Source organism: Phytohabitans rumicis (assembly GCF_011764445.1).
Classification (GTDB): Bacteria; Actinomycetota; Actinomycetes; order Mycobacteriales; family Micromonosporaceae; genus Phytohabitans; species Phytohabitans rumicis.
Genome location: NZ_BLPG01000001.1, coordinates 3,078,206 through 3,095,542, shown reverse-complemented (window position 1 = coordinate 3,095,542; position 17,337 = coordinate 3,078,206). Strand labels below are relative to the sequence as shown.

The window sequence follows — 17,337 nt, the reverse complement described above, 5'->3', positions numbered from 1 at the left end:
TTTGCCGTCAATCAAGGGCGAACGGTCGTGCTTGGATCTCCAATCCACGGCCATTTGCCCTTGATCGACGGCAAAGCCCTTGATCGACGAACAAAGCCCTTGATCGACGCGGAGCGGGCGATAAGGAACGGCTTAGTTGTGGCGCTAAACTATTGACAATCTGATCCACGGGTGTGAATCTCTGACCAGGACTGCTGCGGGAGCTGCGTAGGCGGTGCGGGAGCTGGGCAACTCTCCGCGCCACGCTCGTTGATGGACATTTACCGTGGAGGTCCAATGTCGACAGTCAAGCACGCGCACCGTGCGGCGACGGTGGTGTTCGCCGCGCTGATCCTGCTGACCACCGGGTTGGTGGATCCCGCGTCCGCCCACGGCTCAGCGATCAACCCGATGTCACGCAACTACGGCTGCTGGAAACGATGGGGCAGCGACTTCCAGAACCCCATCATGGCCACCCAGGACCCGATGTGTTGGCAGGCATGGCAGGCCGACTCCACCGCGATGTGGAACTGGAACTCCCTGTACCGCGAGGGCGTTGCCGGCAACCACCAGGGTGCGATCCCGGACGGCCAGCTGTGCAGCGGCGGGCGGACCGGCGGCATCCGGTACGCCGCGCTCGACAACCCGGGCGCGTGGAGGGCCACGAACCTCAGCAACAACTTCACCTGGACGATGCACGACCAGGCGTTGCACGGTGCCGACTACATCCGGATCTACGTGACCCGGCAGGGGTACAACCCGCTCACCACGGCGCTGCGCTGGGGCGACCTGGAGTTGCGTAAGGACACCGGCCGCATCCTGCCCGGCGTCGGCGAGCGGACCACCGACCCGGTGCTCAACGGCGTCTCCATCTCGACGGACGTCACCGCGCCGGGGCGTACCGGGCGGCACATCGTCTACGCCATCTGGCAGGCGAGCCACTCGGACCAGTCGTACTACTTCTGCAGCGACGTGATCTTCCCGGGCGGGCAGCCGGACCCGACGAACTCGCCCACGCCGGCACCCACGACGCCGGCGCCGACCACGCCAGCGCCGACGACACCGGCACCCACCACGCCGGCGCCGACCACCCCGGGCCCGGGCACGGCCAGCTGCTCCGCGACGTACGCGATCACCGGGCAGTGGAGCGGCGGCTTCCAGGCCGAGGTGCGGGTGACCGCCGGTTCCGCGGCGATCCGCGCCTGGACGGTCACCTGGACGTTCGCCAACGGGCAGACCGTCGCCCAATCCTGGAACACCGCGATCACCTCGAGCGGATCGACCGTGACGGCCCGGAACGTCAGCTACAACGGCACCCTGAGTGCGGGCGGCAGCACGACGTTCGGCCTGCTCGGCTCGTGGACCGGTAGCAACACCGCCCCGACCCCGACCTGCACCGCCACCACGTAGCAACCCCCTGATAGGGCTCTGTCAGCCGGATGTCAGCGGCTGGCAGGGCCCTATCAGCGCGCCCGGGCAGCCTGACGGGCATGAGTGACACCAAGACACACGCCATCCTCGCCGAGGGGCTGGTCAAGCGCTACGGCGAGACCACCGCGCTGGACGGCGTCGACCTCGCCGTACGCGGGGGCACCGTGCTGGGCCTGCTCGGGCCCAACGGGGCCGGCAAGACCACCGTGGTCCGCATCCTGGCGACGCTGCTGCGGCCCGACGCGGGCCGGGCGACCGTCGGCGGGTACGACGTCGTCCGCGACGCGCACGAGGTGCGCAAGCAGATCGGGCTGACCGGCCAGTACGCCTCGGTGGACGAGTCGCTGACCGGCCTGGAGAACCTGCTCCTCATCGGGCGGCTGCTGGGCCTGTCCCGGCCGGACGCCCGGAGCCGGGCGCGTGAGCTGCTCGCCGAGTTCCGGCTGGAGGACGCCGCGGGCAAGGCCGCCAAGGCGTACTCCGGAGGCATGCGCCGCCGGCTGGACCTGGCGGCGAGCCTGGTGGGCCGGCCGAAGGTGCTCTACCTGGACGAGCCGACGACCGGCCTCGACCCGCGCAGCCGCAACGAGATGTGGGACATCGTCCGCGACCTGGTCGCCGACGGCGTGACCGTGCTGCTGACCACGCAGTACCTGGAGGAGGCCGACCTGCTGGCCGAGGAGATCGTGGTCATCGACCACGGGCGGGTCATCGCCACCGGTACGCCCGACGAGCTCAAGAGCCGGGCGGGCGCGCAGACCCTGGCCGTACGGCCGCGGCACGCGGGTGACCAGCCGATCGTGGAGTCGGTCGTGGCGCAGGTGGCCGGCCGGGCGCCGGAGTCGCACGGCGGCTTGGTCACCGTGCCGGTCACCGACCCGGCGGTGCTGCCGGCCGTCGTACGGCGGCTGGACGACGCCGAGGTGGCGATCGGCGAGCTGGCGCTGCGCGGGTCCAGTTTGGACGAGGTGTTCCTGTCGCTGACCGGGCACCGCGCGGAGACGCAAGAAGAAGAAAGGATCCCGGCGTGAGCCAGACATTCACGCTCGCCTGGCGCGGGCTCGTGCAGATCAAGCACAACCCGGAGGAGCTGCTCGACCTGAGCATCCAGCCGCTCATGTTCGTGGCGCTGTTCACGTACGTCTTCGGCGGGGCCATCTCGGGGTCCACAGGGGACTATCTGACGTTCGCCCTGCCGGGCATCATCGTGCAGAACGCCCTTTTCGCGTCGGTCACCACCGGCGTGGGCCTCAACAGCGACCTCACCAAGGGCGTCTACGACCGGCTGCGGTCGCTGCCGATATCCCGGGCCGCCCCGCTCGCCGGCCGGATCCTGGCCGACGCCGTCAAGCAGGCGTGGTCGATCACGCTGATCCTCGCGCTGGGGTTCGCGCTCGGCTTCCGCGTCGACAACGGCCCGCTGGGCGTGCTCGCGGCGTTCGCCCTGCTGCTCGTGTTCAGCCTGGCGGCGTCCTGGATCGCGGTGCTGGTGGGCCTTCTGGCCAGCGCCCCGGAGAAGGTGCAGATCTTCGCCTTCGTCGTGGTCTTCCCGCTCACCTTCACCAGCAACGTCTTCGTGCCGACCGACACGATGCCCGGCTGGTTGCAGGCGTGGGCCAACGTCAACCCGGTCACGATCCTGGCCGACGCCGTACGCGGGCTGCTGACGGCTGACCCGAGCGCGAGCCTGATCGGCCAGTCGTTGCTCTGGGCGGCGGCGATCGCGGCGGTGTTCGCCCCGCTGGCGATCCGGACGTTCAAGCGTCGAGTGTGACGGCCACGATCTCCCGGACGGTGTCGTCCGTGACGGCCGGCCGGTCGGTGAACGCTTCGGCGAAGCGCTCGTCGCCGAGGCGTTCGCGGGCGGCGGCCTCGATCCGATCGGCGTCCCGCCGCGTGTGGTCCGGGCCGCCCCGGAGCGCGGACGCGACGCCGAGCAGCCGGGCCGCCGCGGCGGTCTGTCCACCGTGCAGCGCGAGGTCGGCCCAGCCCACCACGACCTGGCCGATCGCCGGCGCGTCGCGCGAACTGACGGCCAGGTCGAGCGCGCGGTCCAAGCGGGCCCGGGCGGCGGCCAGGTCGCCTTCGGCCATGTCGATGTGGCCGATCGCGGTGTAGATCAAGGCGGCCCACTGCGGCGAGGAGTTGAACGTGGAGATCACCTTGTCGGCCACGGCCAGTTCGGCGCGCGCCTCGCGCAGCTCACCCATCGCGCGCAGCACCTCGCCGTGGTGGTACGCCACCGACGCCCGGCCCTCGTCGGTGCCGACCCGCTCGGCCGTGCGGCGCGCCTCGTCGAGTACGGCGACGGCCCGCTCCCGATCGCCGACCATCCACAGCTCGTACGCGTACCGGGACTGCAACTCGGGCACGTCCTCGGCCGCGCCCAGCGGGAGCAGGTTGGCCAGGGCCTCCTCGAAGTGCGCCGCCGACTGGTCGTGGTCACCCCGCCGGGCGGTCAGCTCGGCCAGCCCGGACAGCGTGGTCGAGATGCCCCACCGGTCGCCCACCTCGCGGAATTCGGCCAGCGCGGCGCCGAAGTTCTCCGCCGACACCAGCCCCGCCCGGCCGGCGTTGGCCTCGGCGTGGCCGTACGACATCCGGGCCACGCCACGCACCCACCCGGACGGGTGGGTGAAGCAGCTGGCCAGCCCGGATAGCGCCGCGTCGATGTTGGGTGGGCTCTGGAAGAGATCGGAGACCGGCCCGATGATGGCGAGCACGGGGTGCCGGCTCTCCCGGCCCACCGCCAGTTCGGCGGCGCGGCGCAGCAGCTCCTGGCCGCGTTCGAGCTGGAAGAGGCCGGCGACCACGTTGAGCGCCGCCACCGACGCCGCGCCGGCCAGCAGCGCCCGGGGCACGTCCCCGGGCAGCGCCATCGCCTCCTCGGCCAGTTCCGCGCCCTCGGCCCGGCGGCCACACAGCCACCAGTACCAGCCCAGCGCGACGGCGAACCGCACCGCCAGCCGCGCGTCGCCGGCCGCGATCGCCCAGCGCATCGCGGCGTGCAGGTTGTCGTGGTCGGCGTGGAGGCGGGCGATCCACTCCAGCTGCTCGCGGGAGCGCAGCCGGCGGTCGGCCTGCCGGGCCAGCCGCAGGAAGTACCGGGCGTGCGCCTGGCGTACCCGGTCGGTCTCGCCGGCCTCGGCGAGCCGCTCCAGGCCGTACGCCTTGATGGTCTCCAGCATCCGGTACCGGCCGTCGGCGTCCGCCACGACGAGCGACTTGTCGACGAGCGCGGCGAGCAGGTCCAGGTCGCCCTCGCACACCTCCTCGACGGCGTCGAGGGTCGCGCCGCCGGCGAAGACCGCGAGCCGCCGCCACAGCGCGCGCTCGGCCTCGTCGAGCAGCTCCCAGCTCCAGTCGATGACGGCGCGCAGCGTCTGGTGCCGGGGCAGGGCGGTGCGGCTGCCGCCGGTCAGCAGCCGGAACCGGTCGCCGAGGCGTACGGCGATCTGGTCCGGGGTCAGCGCCCGCAGCCGCGCGGCGGCCAGCTCGATGGCCAGCGGCATGCCGTCCAGCGACTCGCAGATCCGCAGCACCGGGTCGGTGACCACGAACCCCGGTCGGGCGGCGACCGCGCGGTCGGCGAAGAGGCGGATGGCGGCGTACCCGAGGGACTGGTCGGCGGCGGTACCGGCGGGCGGCAGCGCGAGCGGCTCGACCGGAAAGAGGACCTCGCCGGTGATGCCGAGCGGCTCCCGGCTGGTGGCCAGCACCCGCAACTGGGGGCACCGGACGAGCAGGCCCTCCGCCAGCGTGGCCGCCGCGCCGACCAGGTGCTCGCAGTTGTCCAGGACGAGCAGGGCCCGCCGCCGGCCGAGCGCGCCGTGCAGCCGGGTGAGCGGATCGGTGGGCTCCGCCGGGGCCCGGCCGACCAGGGACTGCTCCCGCAGCCCGAGCGCGGACAGCACCACCGAGGCCAGCTCGGAGGCGTCGGTCACCGGAGCGAACTCCACCAGCCACACCCCGTCGGGCGCCTGGTCGAGCATGGCCCGGGCGGACTCCATGGCCAGCCGGGTCTTGCCCGCCCCGCCCGGCCCGGTCAGCGTGGTCAGCCGCGACTCGGCCGCGACCTTGGTGACCCGGGTCACCTCGTCCTCCCGGCCGACGAAGCTGGTCAGCGCCGCGGGCAGGTTGCTGAGGGCCGGTGCCGGGTTGGGCTCGCGCAGCAGCGCCACGTGCAGCGCGGCCAGCTCCGGCGACGGGTCGGTGCCGAGCGTGTCGGCCAGCGCCCCGCGCAGCCGGTCGTACGCGGCCAGCGCCTCCGCGGGCCGGTCCGCCGCGCGCAGGGCCCGGATCAGCAGCCCGGCCAGGCGTTCGCGCAGCGGGTGCGCCAGGGCGAGGGCCTCCAGCTCGGGTACGAGCGCGGCGCCGTCACCGAGTGCCAGCGCCGCCTCGACGCGGTCCTCGGTCGCGGCCAGCCGCAGTTCGGCCAGGTGGGCGGCCGGGGCCAGCGCGAAGGGCGCGTCCGCCACGTCGGCGAACGCCGGACCGCGCCACAGGGCGAGCGCGCCGGCCAGCGTCGCCGCGGCACCCGCCGGGTCGGCGGCGAGCGCGCCGCGGCCCGCCGCGACCTCCCGCTCGAACCGGCGCGCGTCCACGGCTTCGGCCGGCACCGCCAGCCGGTAGCCGGCGGGATGCGACTCGATGACGCCGTCCGGCAGCGCCCGGCGCAGCCGCGAGACCAGGGCCTGCAGCGCGTTGGCGGCGCCCGCGGGTGGCTCCGCGCCCCACAGCGCGTCGACGAGCGCGCCGGTGGTGACCACGCGGCCCGGGTCGAGCGCGAGCCGGATCAGGAGGGTACGCAGGCGCGCGCCACCCAGCTCGATCGGCGCGCCCGAGTCGGCGCGTACCTCGAGCGGGCCGAGCAGCGCGATCCGCACGTCCGTTATGCGCCCTCGTCGCCGTTGTCCTTGCGGCGCAACTCGTCCTCGCGGCGCTGCAGGTCTTCCTCCCACTTGTCGAACATCTCACGGTCCTGCTGGGACTGTTGAGCGTCGAGCGAGCCGAGGAACTCGGGGTCGTCGTCCGGCGCGAGTGGCCGCCGTGGCTCGGGGGCTCCGCCACCGCTCTTCGCCGTGGCCGGGCGCCCGGCCAGGAACCAGGCGATCGACCCGACCAGTGGGAAGAAGAGGATGACCAGCACCCAGAGCAGCCGGGGCAGGCCACGGATCTCGTCTTCCTCGGCGGACAGGCAGCTGATCAGGGCGATCACCGCGAGGGCGATCTGCACGACGAAGAGGAGGAGATACAGGCGGACCATGCCGCAATGATGACCCCTCCCGGCCATGGTGGCTAACGGGTCAGCACCAGCACCGCGCCCAGGCCGGCGTACCCGGCGGTGAACAGGGCGTACAGGGGCAGCGCCCGGCGTGTCTCGCGGTAGGTCAGCCCGACCAGGGCCGGCCAGCCGGCGAGCGCCACCGCGACCAGCAGGACGTCGCCGTTCTCGGCCGCCAGCCGGGCCGCGAGCACCGCGATCGCGGCGAAGGCGAGAAATGTCCGCCGCCACGCCATCCGCGTGCGCGCGACGGCGGATTCGCGCTCCGTCATTCGATCGCTTGCACGAGTACGGCCGCGACCAGGAGCAGCGAGCCGAGCCCGATGAGGACGGCGAGCAGCGCGGGGAAGCGGGACGGGGGCAGGTCACGCCCGAGCCGCATGGCCCGCTCGTTGCGCGCCCAGCGGTCGACCGCCCGGATCGCCACACCACCGCCGAGCAGCAACAGGGCGATGGCGATCACCTCGCGCAGGTGGGCGATCGGCAGCGGCGGCAGGAACTGCGCGATGCCCAACCCGCCCGCCACGAACGCGAGCCCGGTGCGGATCCAGGCGAGGAAGGTGCGCTCGTTGGCCAGCGAGAACCGGTAGTCGGGCGTGGTGCCGACCTCCCGCACCTCCCGCGAGTCGAACCACTGCCTGATCGCACCCCACACGTTTTGCGATTATCCGGGTGGCGGGTCCCCGTAACCTTGACGGGTGACCGAACTGGACAGACAGGCCCTTCTCACCGCGTATGACGAGCAACTGCGCGCGCTCGTACCCGATCCGCTGCCCGCGGGGGCGACGGTGGAGCGGGACGGCCCGCTGATCCGGATGCGCGGGCTGGACGCGGGCGGCTACCTGCTGTACCCGGATCTGGGCGGCATGACCGGCGCGGACCTGGACGCGCTGATCCAGCGCCAGGTGGAGATCTTCGCCGCGCTCGGCGAGCCGGTGGAGTGGAAGCTGCACGCGCACGACGAGCCGGCGGACCTCGCGGACCGGTTGCGGTCCGCGGGTTTCAAGCCCGAGGAGCGCGAGACGGTCGTGATCGGGCCGGTCGCGCTGCCGGCCACGCAGCCACCCGAGGGGGTACGACTACGTGAGGTGACCGCCCGCGCGGACCTGGAGCGGATCACGCGGATGGAGTCGACGGTGTGGGACGCGGACCGCGGCTGGCAGGCGGACTCCCTGGAGAAGGAGATCGGCGCCGACCCCAACGCGATCACGGTGGTGGTGGCGGAGGCCGGCGGCGAGGTGGTCAGCGCCGGCTGGGTCCGGTACGTGCGCGGCACCGCGTTCGCCACCCTGTGGGGCGGCTCGACGCTGCGGGAGTGGCGTGGCCGGGGCATCTACAAGTCACTTGTCTCCTACCGGGCGCGGCTGGCCGCGGACCGGGGCCATACGCTGCTCCAGGTCGACGCCTCGGATGACAGCCGCCCGATCCTGGAACGGCTGGGGTTCGTGGCGGTGACCACCACCACGCCGTACGTCTACACACCCGCAGGGGGCGGCATGAGCCTGACCGTCGAGGACAAGGTGACCTTGAAGACGGCCGCGTTCGGCGCGGTCTACCTGGTGTCCAACGCCGATCCGGGGTTCTTCGCGATGCTGAAGGAGAGCTTCGCCGCCTCCGAGGCGCTGGCCGGCACGACCGGCCTGGTCAAGGAGGTGCTGACCACCGGGGCGCTGCCGAAGCTGCCGCGGGGCTCCGCGAGCGAGGTGGAGGCGCTCGTGCTGCCCGCGCTGGAGCGGTCGGTCGCGATCCTGCGTGAGAAGGCGCCGGACGAGCTGGCGCAGTACCGGGCCGCCGTGGTGGCCGCCGCCGAGGAGACCGCGCACGCCACGCACGGGGTGAACGCCCGCGAGGCCGAGACTGTGGCGAAAATCAAGGCGGCGCTGACACCTACTGGCCAGTAACATAAGGTGTGAGAGCTTAAGCTAACGAGCGTTAACCCGAGCAGGAGGTCGTGGAAGCGCGATGAATATCGTCGTACTCGTCAAGCAGGTGCCCGACTCCAGTTCGGAGCGCGCCCTGCGTGCTGACGACAACACAGTCGACCGGGGGTCGGCGAGCAATGTCATCAACGAGATGGACGAGTACGCCATCGAGGAGGCGTTGCGGATCCAGGAAGCGCACGGCGGTGAGGTCACCATCCTGACGATGGGGCCGGGCAGCGCGGCGGAGTCGATCCGCAAGGCGCTGTCGATGGGGCCGGACCGGGCCGTGCACGTGATCGACGACGCTCTGCACGGGTCGTGTGCGCTGGCCACCTCCAAGGTGCTGGCCGCGGCGTTGGGCACGCTGGGCGCCGACCTGGTGCTGTGCGGTGCGGAGTCGACCGATGGTCGGGTGCAGGTGATGCCGCACATGCTGGCCGAGCGGCTCGGCATCGCGGCGCTGACCGGCGCGCGGAAGCTGACCGTCGACGGTTCGGCGCTCACGGTCGAGCGGCAGACCGACGAGGGTTACGAGGTGGTGACCGCGGCGACGCCGGCGATCGTGTCGGTGTGGGACACGATCAACGATCCGCGGTACCCGTCGTTCAAGGGCATCATGGCGGCGAAGAAGAAGCCGGTGCAGACGCTGTCGCTGGCCGACCTGGGCGTGGCGGCCGGCGAGGTCGGCTCCGACGGCGCCTCGTCGGCGGTTGTCGAGCACAGCAAGCGTCCGCCGCGTTCGGGTGGGCAGAAGGTCACCGACGAGGGCGAGGGCGGCGTGAAGCTGGTCGAGTTCCTCGCGTCCGAGAAGTTTGTCTGAGAGGGCTGGACGTCATGGCTGAGGTTCTGGTCGTTGTCGAGCACTCCGGCGGCGAGGTCAAGAAGGTCACGCTCGAGATGCTCACGCTGGCGCGTGAGCTGGGCACCCCGGCCGCGGTGGTCCTCGGCGGTCCGGGGGCGGCGGCGCCGCTGGTCGACAAGCTGAGCGAGTACGGCGCGGCGAAGGTGTACGCCGGCGAGAGCGCCGATCTGGACGGGTACCTGGTGGCGCCGAAGGCGGCTGTTCTTGCCGCGCTGGTGCGTTCCGTCTCGCCGGGGGCGGTGCTGCTCGGCTCCACCCAGGAGGGCAAGGAGATCGCCGGGCGGCTCGCGGTCAAGCTGGACAACGGGCTGCTGACCGACGTGACCGCTTTGGCGGCGGACGGGACGGCGACGCAGGTGGTGTTCGCCGGTTCCACGATCGTGAAGTCTCGGGTGACCCGCGGTCTTCCTTTGGTGACCGTGCGGCCCAACTCGGTGACTCCGGTGCCCTCGGCTGCTTCCGCCGAGGTGTCCACTGTGGATGTCACGGTGGACGAGTCGGCGAAGCTGGCCCGGGTGGTGGAGCGCAAGGTGGAGGCCAAGGGTGCCCGCCCGGAGCTGACCGAGGCGTCCGTGGTCGTCTCCGGCGGCCGGGGCGTGGGCAACGCCGACAACTTCAAGCTGGTGGAGGAGATGGCCGACCTGCTCGGCGGCGCGGTCGGCGCGTCCCGGGCGGCGGTCGACTCCGGCTACTACCCGCACCAGTTCCAGGTCGGGCAGACCGGCAAGACGGTGTCCCCGCAGCTGTACGTCGCGCTGGGTATTTCCGGTGCGATCCAGCACCGGGCCGGCATGCAGACCTCGAAGACGATCGTGGCGGTCAACAAGGACGCCGAGGCGCCCATCTTCGAGCTCGCCGACTTCGGCGTGGTCGGCGACCTGTTCAAGGTCGTACCGCAGGCCGCCGAAGAGATCCGCAAGCGCAAGTAGGGCTCGTTGCAAGGAAGGGCACCTTGTTAACGCTTTCTGCATAGCAAGGGGCCCTTCCTAACATCTCAGCGCCGACCGCAGGGCATCACTAACGGGCGCATTAGGCTGATAGGCGATGGCCTACTTGGATCACGCCGCGACGACGCCGATGCTCGCCGAGGCGATCGAGGCGTACGCGGCAGCCGCTCGCGAGGTTGGCAACGCGTCGTCGTTGCACGCCCCGGGCCGGCGCGCCCGCCGCACCGTGGAGGAGTCCCGCGAGCGAATCGCCGCCGTCGTCGGCGCCCGCCCGTCCGAGGTGATCTTCACGGGCAGCGGCACGGAAAGCGACAATCTCGCCGTCAAGGGCATCCACTGGGCCCGGCGCCGGGAAGGGCGCAACAGGGTGGTCGCCAGCGCCGTGGAGCATCACGCCGTGCTCGACTCCGTACAGTGGCTGCACGAGCACGAGGGCGCGGACGTCACGTGGCTGCCGGTGGATGCCTTAGGGCGAGTGGCCTTGGATGCGCTTTCCTTCACGGATGACGTCACCGTGATCAGCGTCATGTGGGCGAACAACGAGGTAGGCACCGTCCAGCCCATCGCCGAATGGGCGGCGCTGGCCGCGGCGGCCGGCATCCCGTTCCACACCGACGCGATCCAGGCCGTCGGCCAGGTGCCCGTCGACTTCGCGGCCAGCGGCGCCGCCGCGCTCACCATCAGCGGCCACAAGCTCGGCGGCCCGGCTGGCGTGGGCGCCCTGCTGCTCGGGCGCGACGTCGCCTGCACCCCGCTGCTGCACGGCGGCGGCCAGGAGCGCGACGTACGCTCCGGCACCCTCGACGCGCCGGCCATCGCCGCGTTCGCCGTCGCGGTCGAGGCCGCGGTCAAGAGCCAGCAGGAGTACGCGGCCCGGGTGGGCGCGCTCCGCGACGACCTGGTCACCCGGGTACGGCAGGTCGTGCCCGAAGCGATCTACAACGGCGACCCGGACAACCGGCTCCCCGGCAACGCGCACCTGTCGTTCCCCGGGTGCGAGGGCGACGCGTTGCTGCTCCTGCTGGACGCCCAGGACATCGCCTGCTCGACCGGGTCGGCGTGCTCGGCGGGAGTGGCCCAGCCCTCCCACGTACTGCTCGCGATGGGGGCGGACGACGACCGCGCCCGCTCCAGCCTCCGCTTCACCCTCGGCCACACCTCGACGCAGGCCGACGTGGACGCCCTGGTAGCCGCCCTACCCGGCGCCGTAGAGCGAGCCCGCCGGGCCAACCGCCGCTAGGCGCTCCCCGCCGGGGTTGCTGCGGTGGCTGCTCGCCGCCGCGCGTGAGCCGCCGCGCGTGAGTAGGGCGCCCCTGTTGGGTGCGCGCGCGTGAGTGGGGCGCCCCCATGCCCGCTATGGCGTGAGTAGGGGCGCCCTACTCACGCCGCATCGCCCAACGGGGGCGCCCTACTCAAGGGCTGCATGAACGCGAAGGATTCGAGTCGCCCCAGCGACCCAAATCCTTCACATTCATCTCGCAACTGCTGGCTCCCGCGCTCAAGGGCCGCGGGCAACCGCGCCGATCAAGGACTTTCGCGTCGATCAAGGGCGAATGGTCGTGGTTCAGAGATCGAAGCACGACCATTTGCCCTTGATCGACAGGGAGAGGCGGGCGGAGAGGCGGGCGGAGAGGCGGGCGGAGAGGCGGGCGGAGAGGCGGGCGGAGAGGCGGGCGGAGGAGAGGGCGGGGTGGGGGTGGGGTGGGGGGTGGTGGTGATGAGGCGGACGCCGACTAGGACGGCGGCCATGCCGAGGACCAGGGCGGGCGTTACCGGCTCGTCCAGGAAGACGGAGCCCCAGAGCACGCCGAACACGGGTGCGAGCAGCGTCACGGTGACCGCCGCGACCGGGCCGATCCGGCTCAGCAGGGGGAACCACAGCACGAACGCCACACCCGTGCACACCAGCCCGAGCAGCCCCACGGCGAGCAGCGCTCCAGCGGTGGGCGGGTGGGCGGTGCCGGCCACCGCGGCCGGGCCGGCGAGGAGCACCGTCGCGCCGATCTGTTGCCCGGCGGCCAGCGCGTACGGCGGGGTGCCGCCCAGCCGGCGGGCGGTCCAGACGCTGCCGGTGGCGTACGACAGGGAGGCCAGCAGGCAGGCGCCGGTGGCGGCGACGGTGCCCGCGTCGAGGGGCAGGGTGCCGAGTCCGACGGCGGCGGCCACCCCGGCGAGTCCCACGGCCCCGCCGAGCAGGCGCCGGGCGGTGGCCGGCTGACCGAGCCAGATGCGGGCCACCACGATGCCCCAGATGGGCGTGGTCGCGTTCAGCACGGCGGCGAGCGACGCGGGTAGCCGCAACTCGGCGATGGCGAAGAGGGTGAACGGCAGCGCCGCCAGCAGGAAGCTCACGACCAGCAGGTCGCGTGTCCGCCCGCGAAGGGCCGCGAGTTGGCCGGTGATCACGAGCAGGGTGATGGGCACCAGCGCACCCAGGGCGACTCGCCCGGCGGACACCGGCAGCGGGCCGAGCACGGGGGACGCCACCCGGATGAAGAGGAACGAGGCGCCGAAGACCGCGGAGACGGTAACGAGGATGGCCAGGTCCTTGCGAGTCATGTCTTTAGGCGTACGCTCGACCGTGTCGACAAGTCAAACTCATACAGCTCATGTCGAGCATGAGAGGTTCGCATGCATCTGGCTCAACTGCGCGCCCTCGTGGCGGTCGCCGACCGGGGCGGATTCACCCGGGCGGCCACCGAGCTGGGGCTGACCCAGTCGGCCGTGTCGCACGCCGTGGCCGCCCTCGAGCGGGAGCTGGGGCATCGGCTCGTCGACCGCGACCGCACGGGCGCCGTGCTCACCATCGTCGGCAAGGCGGTGGTCGACGACGCCCGCGAGGCCGTACGCGCCGCCGACCGGGTGGCCGAGCGAGCCGCGGCCAGCGGTGGGGAGCTGATCGGCGAGCTGCGCCTCGGTGGCATGCCGAGCACCAACCTGGCCGTACTGCCCGGGTTGCAGCGACGGTTCGCGCGGCGGCACCCGGGCGCCCGGGTGTCGCTGCTGGAGGGCACCGACGACGAGATGGTCGACTGGGTCGAGCGCGGCCTGGTCGACCTGAGCTGCGTGGTCGACGGGTTGGGCGCGGTCGAGGGGCCGGTGCTGGCGCAGGACGAGTTCATGGTGCTGGTCGACCCCGAGCACCCGCTGGCCGGCGAGGCGAGCGTGGCGGTGGAGGACCTGGTGGACGACGCGTTCGTGACCAGCGCCAGCGGGTGCGAGCCGCTGGTCGAGGCGATCTTCGCGGCGCACGGTTTGGCGTTCCGGCCCGCCCACCGGGTGACCCAGCTCGGCACGATCGTCACGATGGTTCGAGCCGGGATCGGGGTGTCGGTGGTGCCGTCGCTGCTGCTGGCCGAGCAGCCGGCCGGGGTGGTGGCCATGCCGCTCAACCCGCGCGTGCCCCGGGTGCTGCGCATCGGGCACCGCGTCGGTGGGCGGCCGCACGCGCTGGCCCGGGCGTTCCTCGACTTCGTTGTGTCAGAGGGGCCGGTTACCGTTGTCGGGTGAGAGTGTTGGCAGCGATGTCCGGCGGGGTCGACTCGGCGGTGGCCGCCGCGCGGGCGGCCGAGGCCGGGCACGACGTCACCGGCGTGCACCTGGCGCTGGCGCGCAACCCGCAGACGTACCGGTCGGGCGCGCGGGGCTGCTGCACGCTGGAGGACTCCCGGGACGCCCGCCGCGCGGCGGACGTGATCGGCATCCCGTTCTACGTGTGGGACATGGCCGACCGGTTCCATGAGGACGTGGTCGACGACTTCGTCGCGGAGTACGCGGCGGGGCGTACCCCGAATCCGTGCCTGCGCTGCAACGAGAAGATCAAGTTTGCTGCGGTGCTGGACCGGGCCGTGGCCCTGGGCTTCGACGCGGTGGTGACCGGCCACCACGCCCGGCTCGGCCCGGACGGGCTGCTGCGGCGCAGCGTCGACCTGCCCAAGGACCAGTCGTACGTGCTGGCGGTGCTGCGCCGCGACCAGCTCGACCGGTCGATCTTCCCGCTGGGCGACTCGACCAAGGCCCAGGTGCGGGCCGAGGCGGCCGAGCGCGGGCTGGCGGTGGCCCAAAAGCCCGACTCGCACGACATCTGCTTCATCGCGGACGGCGACACGCGGCGCTTCCTCGCGGAGCGGCTGGGCGAGGCGCCGGGCGACATCGTGGAGGCCGAGACGGGTGCGGTGCTGGGCCAGCACGCGGGGGCGTACGCGTACACCGTCGGGCAGCGCCGCGGGCTGGCCCTGAAAAACCCGGCAGCCGACGGCCGGCCGCGCTACGTGCTGTCCATCACGCCGACGACCAACACCGTGACGGTCGGGCCGGCGAGCGCGCTCGACGTGTCCGAGGTGGTCGGTGACCGTCCGGTGTGGACGGGCGGGCCGCTGCCCGACGGCCCGATCGAGTGCGAGGTGCAACTGCGCGCCCATGGCGAGGGCGTGCCCGCCACGGTGGAGCTGGTGGACGACCGCCTGCGCGCCAGCCTGCACCGCCCGGCCCGCGGCATCGCGGCAGGCCAAGCCATCGTCGCCTACGCCGGCGACGCCGTCCTAGGCTCCGCCACGATCGTCTAAGCGAGGCGGGTAGCGTGGCGCGCGTGGAGTTTGCGTGGGGCGTGGGGCGGCTACCGGCATGGGGTCGATGCCGGGGACGGACGTTGCTGAGGCGCAACGGATCGTGCTCGGGGAGGTGCCCGACCTGCCGTACCTGCCGGAGTTGCCCGACCGGGGGGCAGGGGCCGAGCTCATTGGGCGGGGCGCGGGGTTTCTGGTGGACCTGCCCGTCGAGCTGTATGCGGGGCGGTGGCGGGTGGCCGGGCGGGGCGGGCGCGACCTGCGCCGTACGCATGACCTGCTGGAGCGCGACCTCGACCAGATGACCGAGCAGGCGGACCAGTACGCGGGGCCGTTCAAGGTGCAGGCGGCCGGGCCGTACACGCTCGCGGCCAGCATCGACCTCGCGCTCGGCGGGCGGATCCTGCGCGACCACGGCGCGGTGCGGGACCTGAGCGAATCGCTGGCCGAGGGGCTGCGCACCCATGTGGCCGACGTGCGCCGCCGCCTGCCGGCCGCCACCGTGCTGCTCCAACTCGACGAGCCCTCGCTCCCGGCGGCACTGGCCGGCCGGATCGCCACCGACAGCGGCCTGCACACCTACCGGTCGATCGAGGCGACCACCGCCGCGAGCACTCTGCGCACGGTGGTGGAGGCGGTAGGCGTACCCGTTGTTGTGCATTGTTGTGCCGCGGACGTGCCGCTGGATGTCGTGCGATCGAGCGGCGCGGCGGCCGTGGCACTAGACCTCGACCTGGTCGAAAAGCTTGATCCGCTGGGCGAGGCCATCGACGCGGGCCTCGGCCTTTTCGCGGGTGGCGCGCCAGCGCCGTCCGCGACGATGGCCGATCGGGTACGGGAGATGTGGCGCCGCCTCGGCTTCCCGGCGGCTCGGTTGCCGGAGCAGGTGGTGGTCACCCCGGCGTGCGGCCTGGCCGGCGTGGCGGACGCCCGCGCCGTGCTGAAGGCGTGCCACGAGGCCGCCCGCCGGTTGGCCGAGGACGACTAGGCCGGGACCTTGGGCAGGCCGGTCACCTCGGCGGAGTACTCGTGGTCGACGAGGGTGCCCTCCAGGTAGGCGGCGTAGGCGGTCAGGTCGAGGTGGCCGTGGCCGCACAGCGCGGTGAGGATGACCTTCTGCTCGCCGGTCTCCTTGCAGCTCAGGGCCTCCTCGATGCAGGCGGCCAGGGCGTGCGTGGGCTCCGGCGCGGGCACGATGCCCTCGGTCCGGGCGAAGCGCACGCCCGCCTCGAAGCACTCCCGCTGGGTCTTGGCGACCGCATCGATCAGGCCCAGCTCGTAGATGTGCGACAGCAGCGGGGACATGCCGTGGTAGCGCAGGCCGCCGGCGTGGATCGGGTCCGGGATGAAGTCGTGCCCGAGCGTGTGCATCTTCATCAGCGGGGTCATGCCGGCGGTGTCGCCGAAGTCGTACGCGTAGACGCCCTTGGTCAGCGACGGGCAGCTCGCCGGCTCGACGGCGCGGATGGTGACGTCCATGCGGCCGGCGAGCTTTTCGCGCAGGAACGGGAACGCTAGGCCGCCGAAGTTCGAGCCGCCGCCGGTGCAGCCCACGATCAGGTCCGGGGCCAGGCCCACCTTGGCGAACTGCGCGAGGCACTCCTCGCCGATCACCGTCTGATGCAGGAGTACGTGGTTGAGCACGCTGCCGAGCGCGTAGTTGGTGTCCGGGTTCTGGGCCGCCACCTCGACGGCTTCGGAGATCGCGATGCCCAGCGAGCCCGGGGAGTCGGGGTCCTTGGCGAGCACCGCCCGCCCGGCCGCGGTCAGCTCGGACGGGGACGGGTGGACCACCCCGCCGAACGTCTCGATCATTATCTTGCGGTACGGCTTCTGGTCGTACGAGGCGCGCACCTGCCAGACCTCGCAGTCCAGGCCGTACTGGGCGCAGGCGAACGCGAGCGCGGTGCCCCACTGGCCGGCGCCGGTCTCGGTGGTCAGCCGGCGCACGCCCGCTTCCTTGTTGTAGTACGCCTGCGGTACCGCCGTGTTCGGCTTGTGCGAGCCGGCCGGCGACACGCCCTCGTACTTGTAGAAGATCTTGGCGGGGGTGCCGAGCGCCTTCTCCAGCCGGTGCGCCCGGTAGAGCGGGGACGGCCGCCAGAGCCGGTAGACGTCCAGGACGTCCTCCGGGATGTCCACGTACCGGTCGGTGGTGACCTCTTGCAGGATGAGGTCCATCGGGAAGAGTGGCGCGAGGTCGTCCGGTCCGACCGGCTGGAGCGTGCCGGGGTGCAGCACGGGCGGGGGCGGGCTGGGCAGATCCGCGACCACGTTGTACCAGCGACGAGGCATTTCCGACTCGTCCAGCAAGATCTTGGTCGGCTCACTCATGGTCACCACGTTA

Annotated in this window: 16 protein-coding genes and 1 pseudogene; 11 read left to right on the top strand and 6 right to left on the bottom strand. The window is 72.4% G+C overall.

Annotated features, from left to right (window positions below):
- The first annotated feature begins 276 nt into the window (after positions 1-276).
- From Prum_RS13475 to Prum_RS13465, 3 genes are all read left to right on the top strand, one after another.
- The gene (locus Prum_RS13475) at positions 277-1,389 is read left to right on the top strand and encodes a lytic polysaccharide monooxygenase auxiliary activity family 9 protein (RefSeq protein ID WP_173076896.1); all 1,113 of its coding nucleotides are present in this window, start codon (positions 277-279) and stop codon (positions 1,387-1,389) included.
- Positions 1,390-1,469: 80 nt separating this feature from the next.
- Complete coding sequence (locus Prum_RS13470; RefSeq protein WP_173076895.1) at positions 1,470-2,441, top strand: ATP-binding cassette domain-containing protein; 972 nt, start codon at positions 1,470-1,472, stop codon at positions 2,439-2,441.
- Complete coding sequence (locus Prum_RS13465; RefSeq protein ID WP_173076894.1) at positions 2,438-3,184, top strand: ABC transporter permease; 747 nt, start codon at positions 2,438-2,440, stop codon at positions 3,182-3,184. The genes Prum_RS13470 and Prum_RS13465 overlap by 4 nt, the downstream gene beginning before the upstream one ends.
- Here Prum_RS13465 and Prum_RS13460 read toward each other — a convergent pair.
- Genes Prum_RS13460 through Prum_RS13445 form a run of 4 tightly spaced genes read right to left on the bottom strand, consistent with a single transcriptional unit; the run spans position 3,168 to position 7,349 of the window.
- Entirely contained in the window at positions 3,168-6,296 is a 3,129-nt protein-coding gene (locus Prum_RS13460; protein ID WP_173076893.1) for an AfsR/SARP family transcriptional regulator, read from the bottom strand. The genes Prum_RS13465 and Prum_RS13460 overlap by 17 nt on opposite strands.
- 5 nt (positions 6,297-6,301) lie before the next feature.
- Positions 6,302-6,676, bottom strand: coding sequence for a PLD nuclease N-terminal domain-containing protein (locus tag Prum_RS13455; protein WP_173076892.1), 375 nt, complete (start codon positions 6,674-6,676; stop codon positions 6,302-6,304).
- 32 nt (positions 6,677-6,708) lie between these two features.
- Positions 6,709-6,966: a DUF202 domain-containing protein gene (locus Prum_RS48810; RefSeq protein WP_178132647.1), complete on the bottom strand. Its 258-nt coding sequence runs from the start codon at positions 6,964-6,966 to the stop codon at positions 6,709-6,711.
- Complete coding sequence (locus Prum_RS13445; RefSeq protein ID WP_173076891.1) at positions 6,963-7,349, bottom strand: YidH family protein; 387 nt, start codon at positions 7,347-7,349, stop codon at positions 6,963-6,965. The genes Prum_RS48810 and Prum_RS13445 overlap by 4 nt, the downstream gene beginning before the upstream one ends.
- Before the next feature lie 160 nt (positions 7,350-7,509).
- Here Prum_RS13445 and Prum_RS54485 point away from each other — a divergent pair.
- The 5 genes and pseudogenes from Prum_RS54485 to Prum_RS13420 all read left to right on the top strand — a co-directional run.
- Positions 7,510-8,127, top strand: a pseudogene (locus Prum_RS54485) (GNAT family N-acetyltransferase); the annotation flags it as partial.
- 63 nt (positions 8,128-8,190) lie between these two features.
- Positions 8,191-8,595, top strand: a complete 405-nt coding sequence (locus tag Prum_RS49475; protein ID WP_173083715.1) for a hypothetical protein — start codon at positions 8,191-8,193, stop codon at positions 8,593-8,595.
- Positions 8,596-8,656: 61 nt separating this feature from the next.
- Entirely contained in the window at positions 8,657-9,436 is a 780-nt protein-coding gene (locus Prum_RS13430) for an electron transfer flavoprotein subunit beta/FixA family protein (RefSeq protein ID WP_173076889.1), read from the top strand.
- 14 nt (positions 9,437-9,450) lie between these two features.
- Positions 9,451-10,407: an electron transfer flavoprotein subunit alpha/FixB family protein gene (locus Prum_RS13425; protein WP_173076887.1), complete on the top strand. Its 957-nt coding sequence runs from the start codon at positions 9,451-9,453 to the stop codon at positions 10,405-10,407.
- Between the two features lie 115 nt (positions 10,408-10,522).
- Positions 10,523-11,665, top strand: coding sequence for a cysteine desulfurase family protein (locus Prum_RS13420; RefSeq protein WP_173076885.1), 1,143 nt, complete (start codon positions 10,523-10,525; stop codon positions 11,663-11,665).
- A gap of 284 nt (positions 11,666-11,949) precedes the next feature.
- Here Prum_RS13420 and Prum_RS13415 read toward each other — a convergent pair whose 3' ends face one another.
- Positions 11,950-12,984, bottom strand: coding sequence for a DMT family transporter (locus tag Prum_RS13415; protein WP_173076883.1), 1,035 nt, complete (start codon positions 12,982-12,984; stop codon positions 11,950-11,952).
- Between the two features lie 72 nt (positions 12,985-13,056).
- On the opposite strand from Prum_RS13415, the gene Prum_RS13410 reads away from it, so the two are divergent.
- The 3 genes from Prum_RS13410 to Prum_RS13400 all read left to right on the top strand — a co-directional run bounded on the left by Prum_RS13410 (position 13,057) and on the right by Prum_RS13400 (position 15,978).
- Entirely contained in the window at positions 13,057-13,935 is an 879-nt protein-coding gene (locus Prum_RS13410; RefSeq protein WP_173076881.1) for a LysR family transcriptional regulator, read from the top strand.
- Positions 13,932-14,990 (top strand): tRNA 2-thiouridine(34) synthase MnmA, encoded by a 1,059-nt coding sequence (gene mnmA / locus Prum_RS13405; RefSeq protein ID WP_218577226.1) that lies wholly within the window; start codon positions 13,932-13,934, stop codon positions 14,988-14,990. Before Prum_RS13410 ends, mnmA begins: the two co-directional genes overlap by 4 nt.
- Before the next feature lie 67 nt (positions 14,991-15,057).
- Positions 15,058-15,978 (top strand): uroporphyrinogen decarboxylase/cobalamine-independent methonine synthase family protein, encoded by a 921-nt coding sequence (locus Prum_RS13400; RefSeq protein ID WP_371871232.1) that lies wholly within the window; start codon positions 15,058-15,060, stop codon positions 15,976-15,978.
- Here Prum_RS13400 and Prum_RS13395 read toward each other — a convergent pair.
- Positions 15,975-17,324, bottom strand: a complete 1,350-nt coding sequence (locus tag Prum_RS13395) for a TrpB-like pyridoxal phosphate-dependent enzyme (protein ID WP_173076879.1) — start codon at positions 17,322-17,324, stop codon at positions 15,975-15,977. The two genes, Prum_RS13400 and Prum_RS13395, sit on opposite strands and share 4 nt — an antisense overlap.
- Positions 17,325-17,337 lie beyond the last annotated feature (13 nt).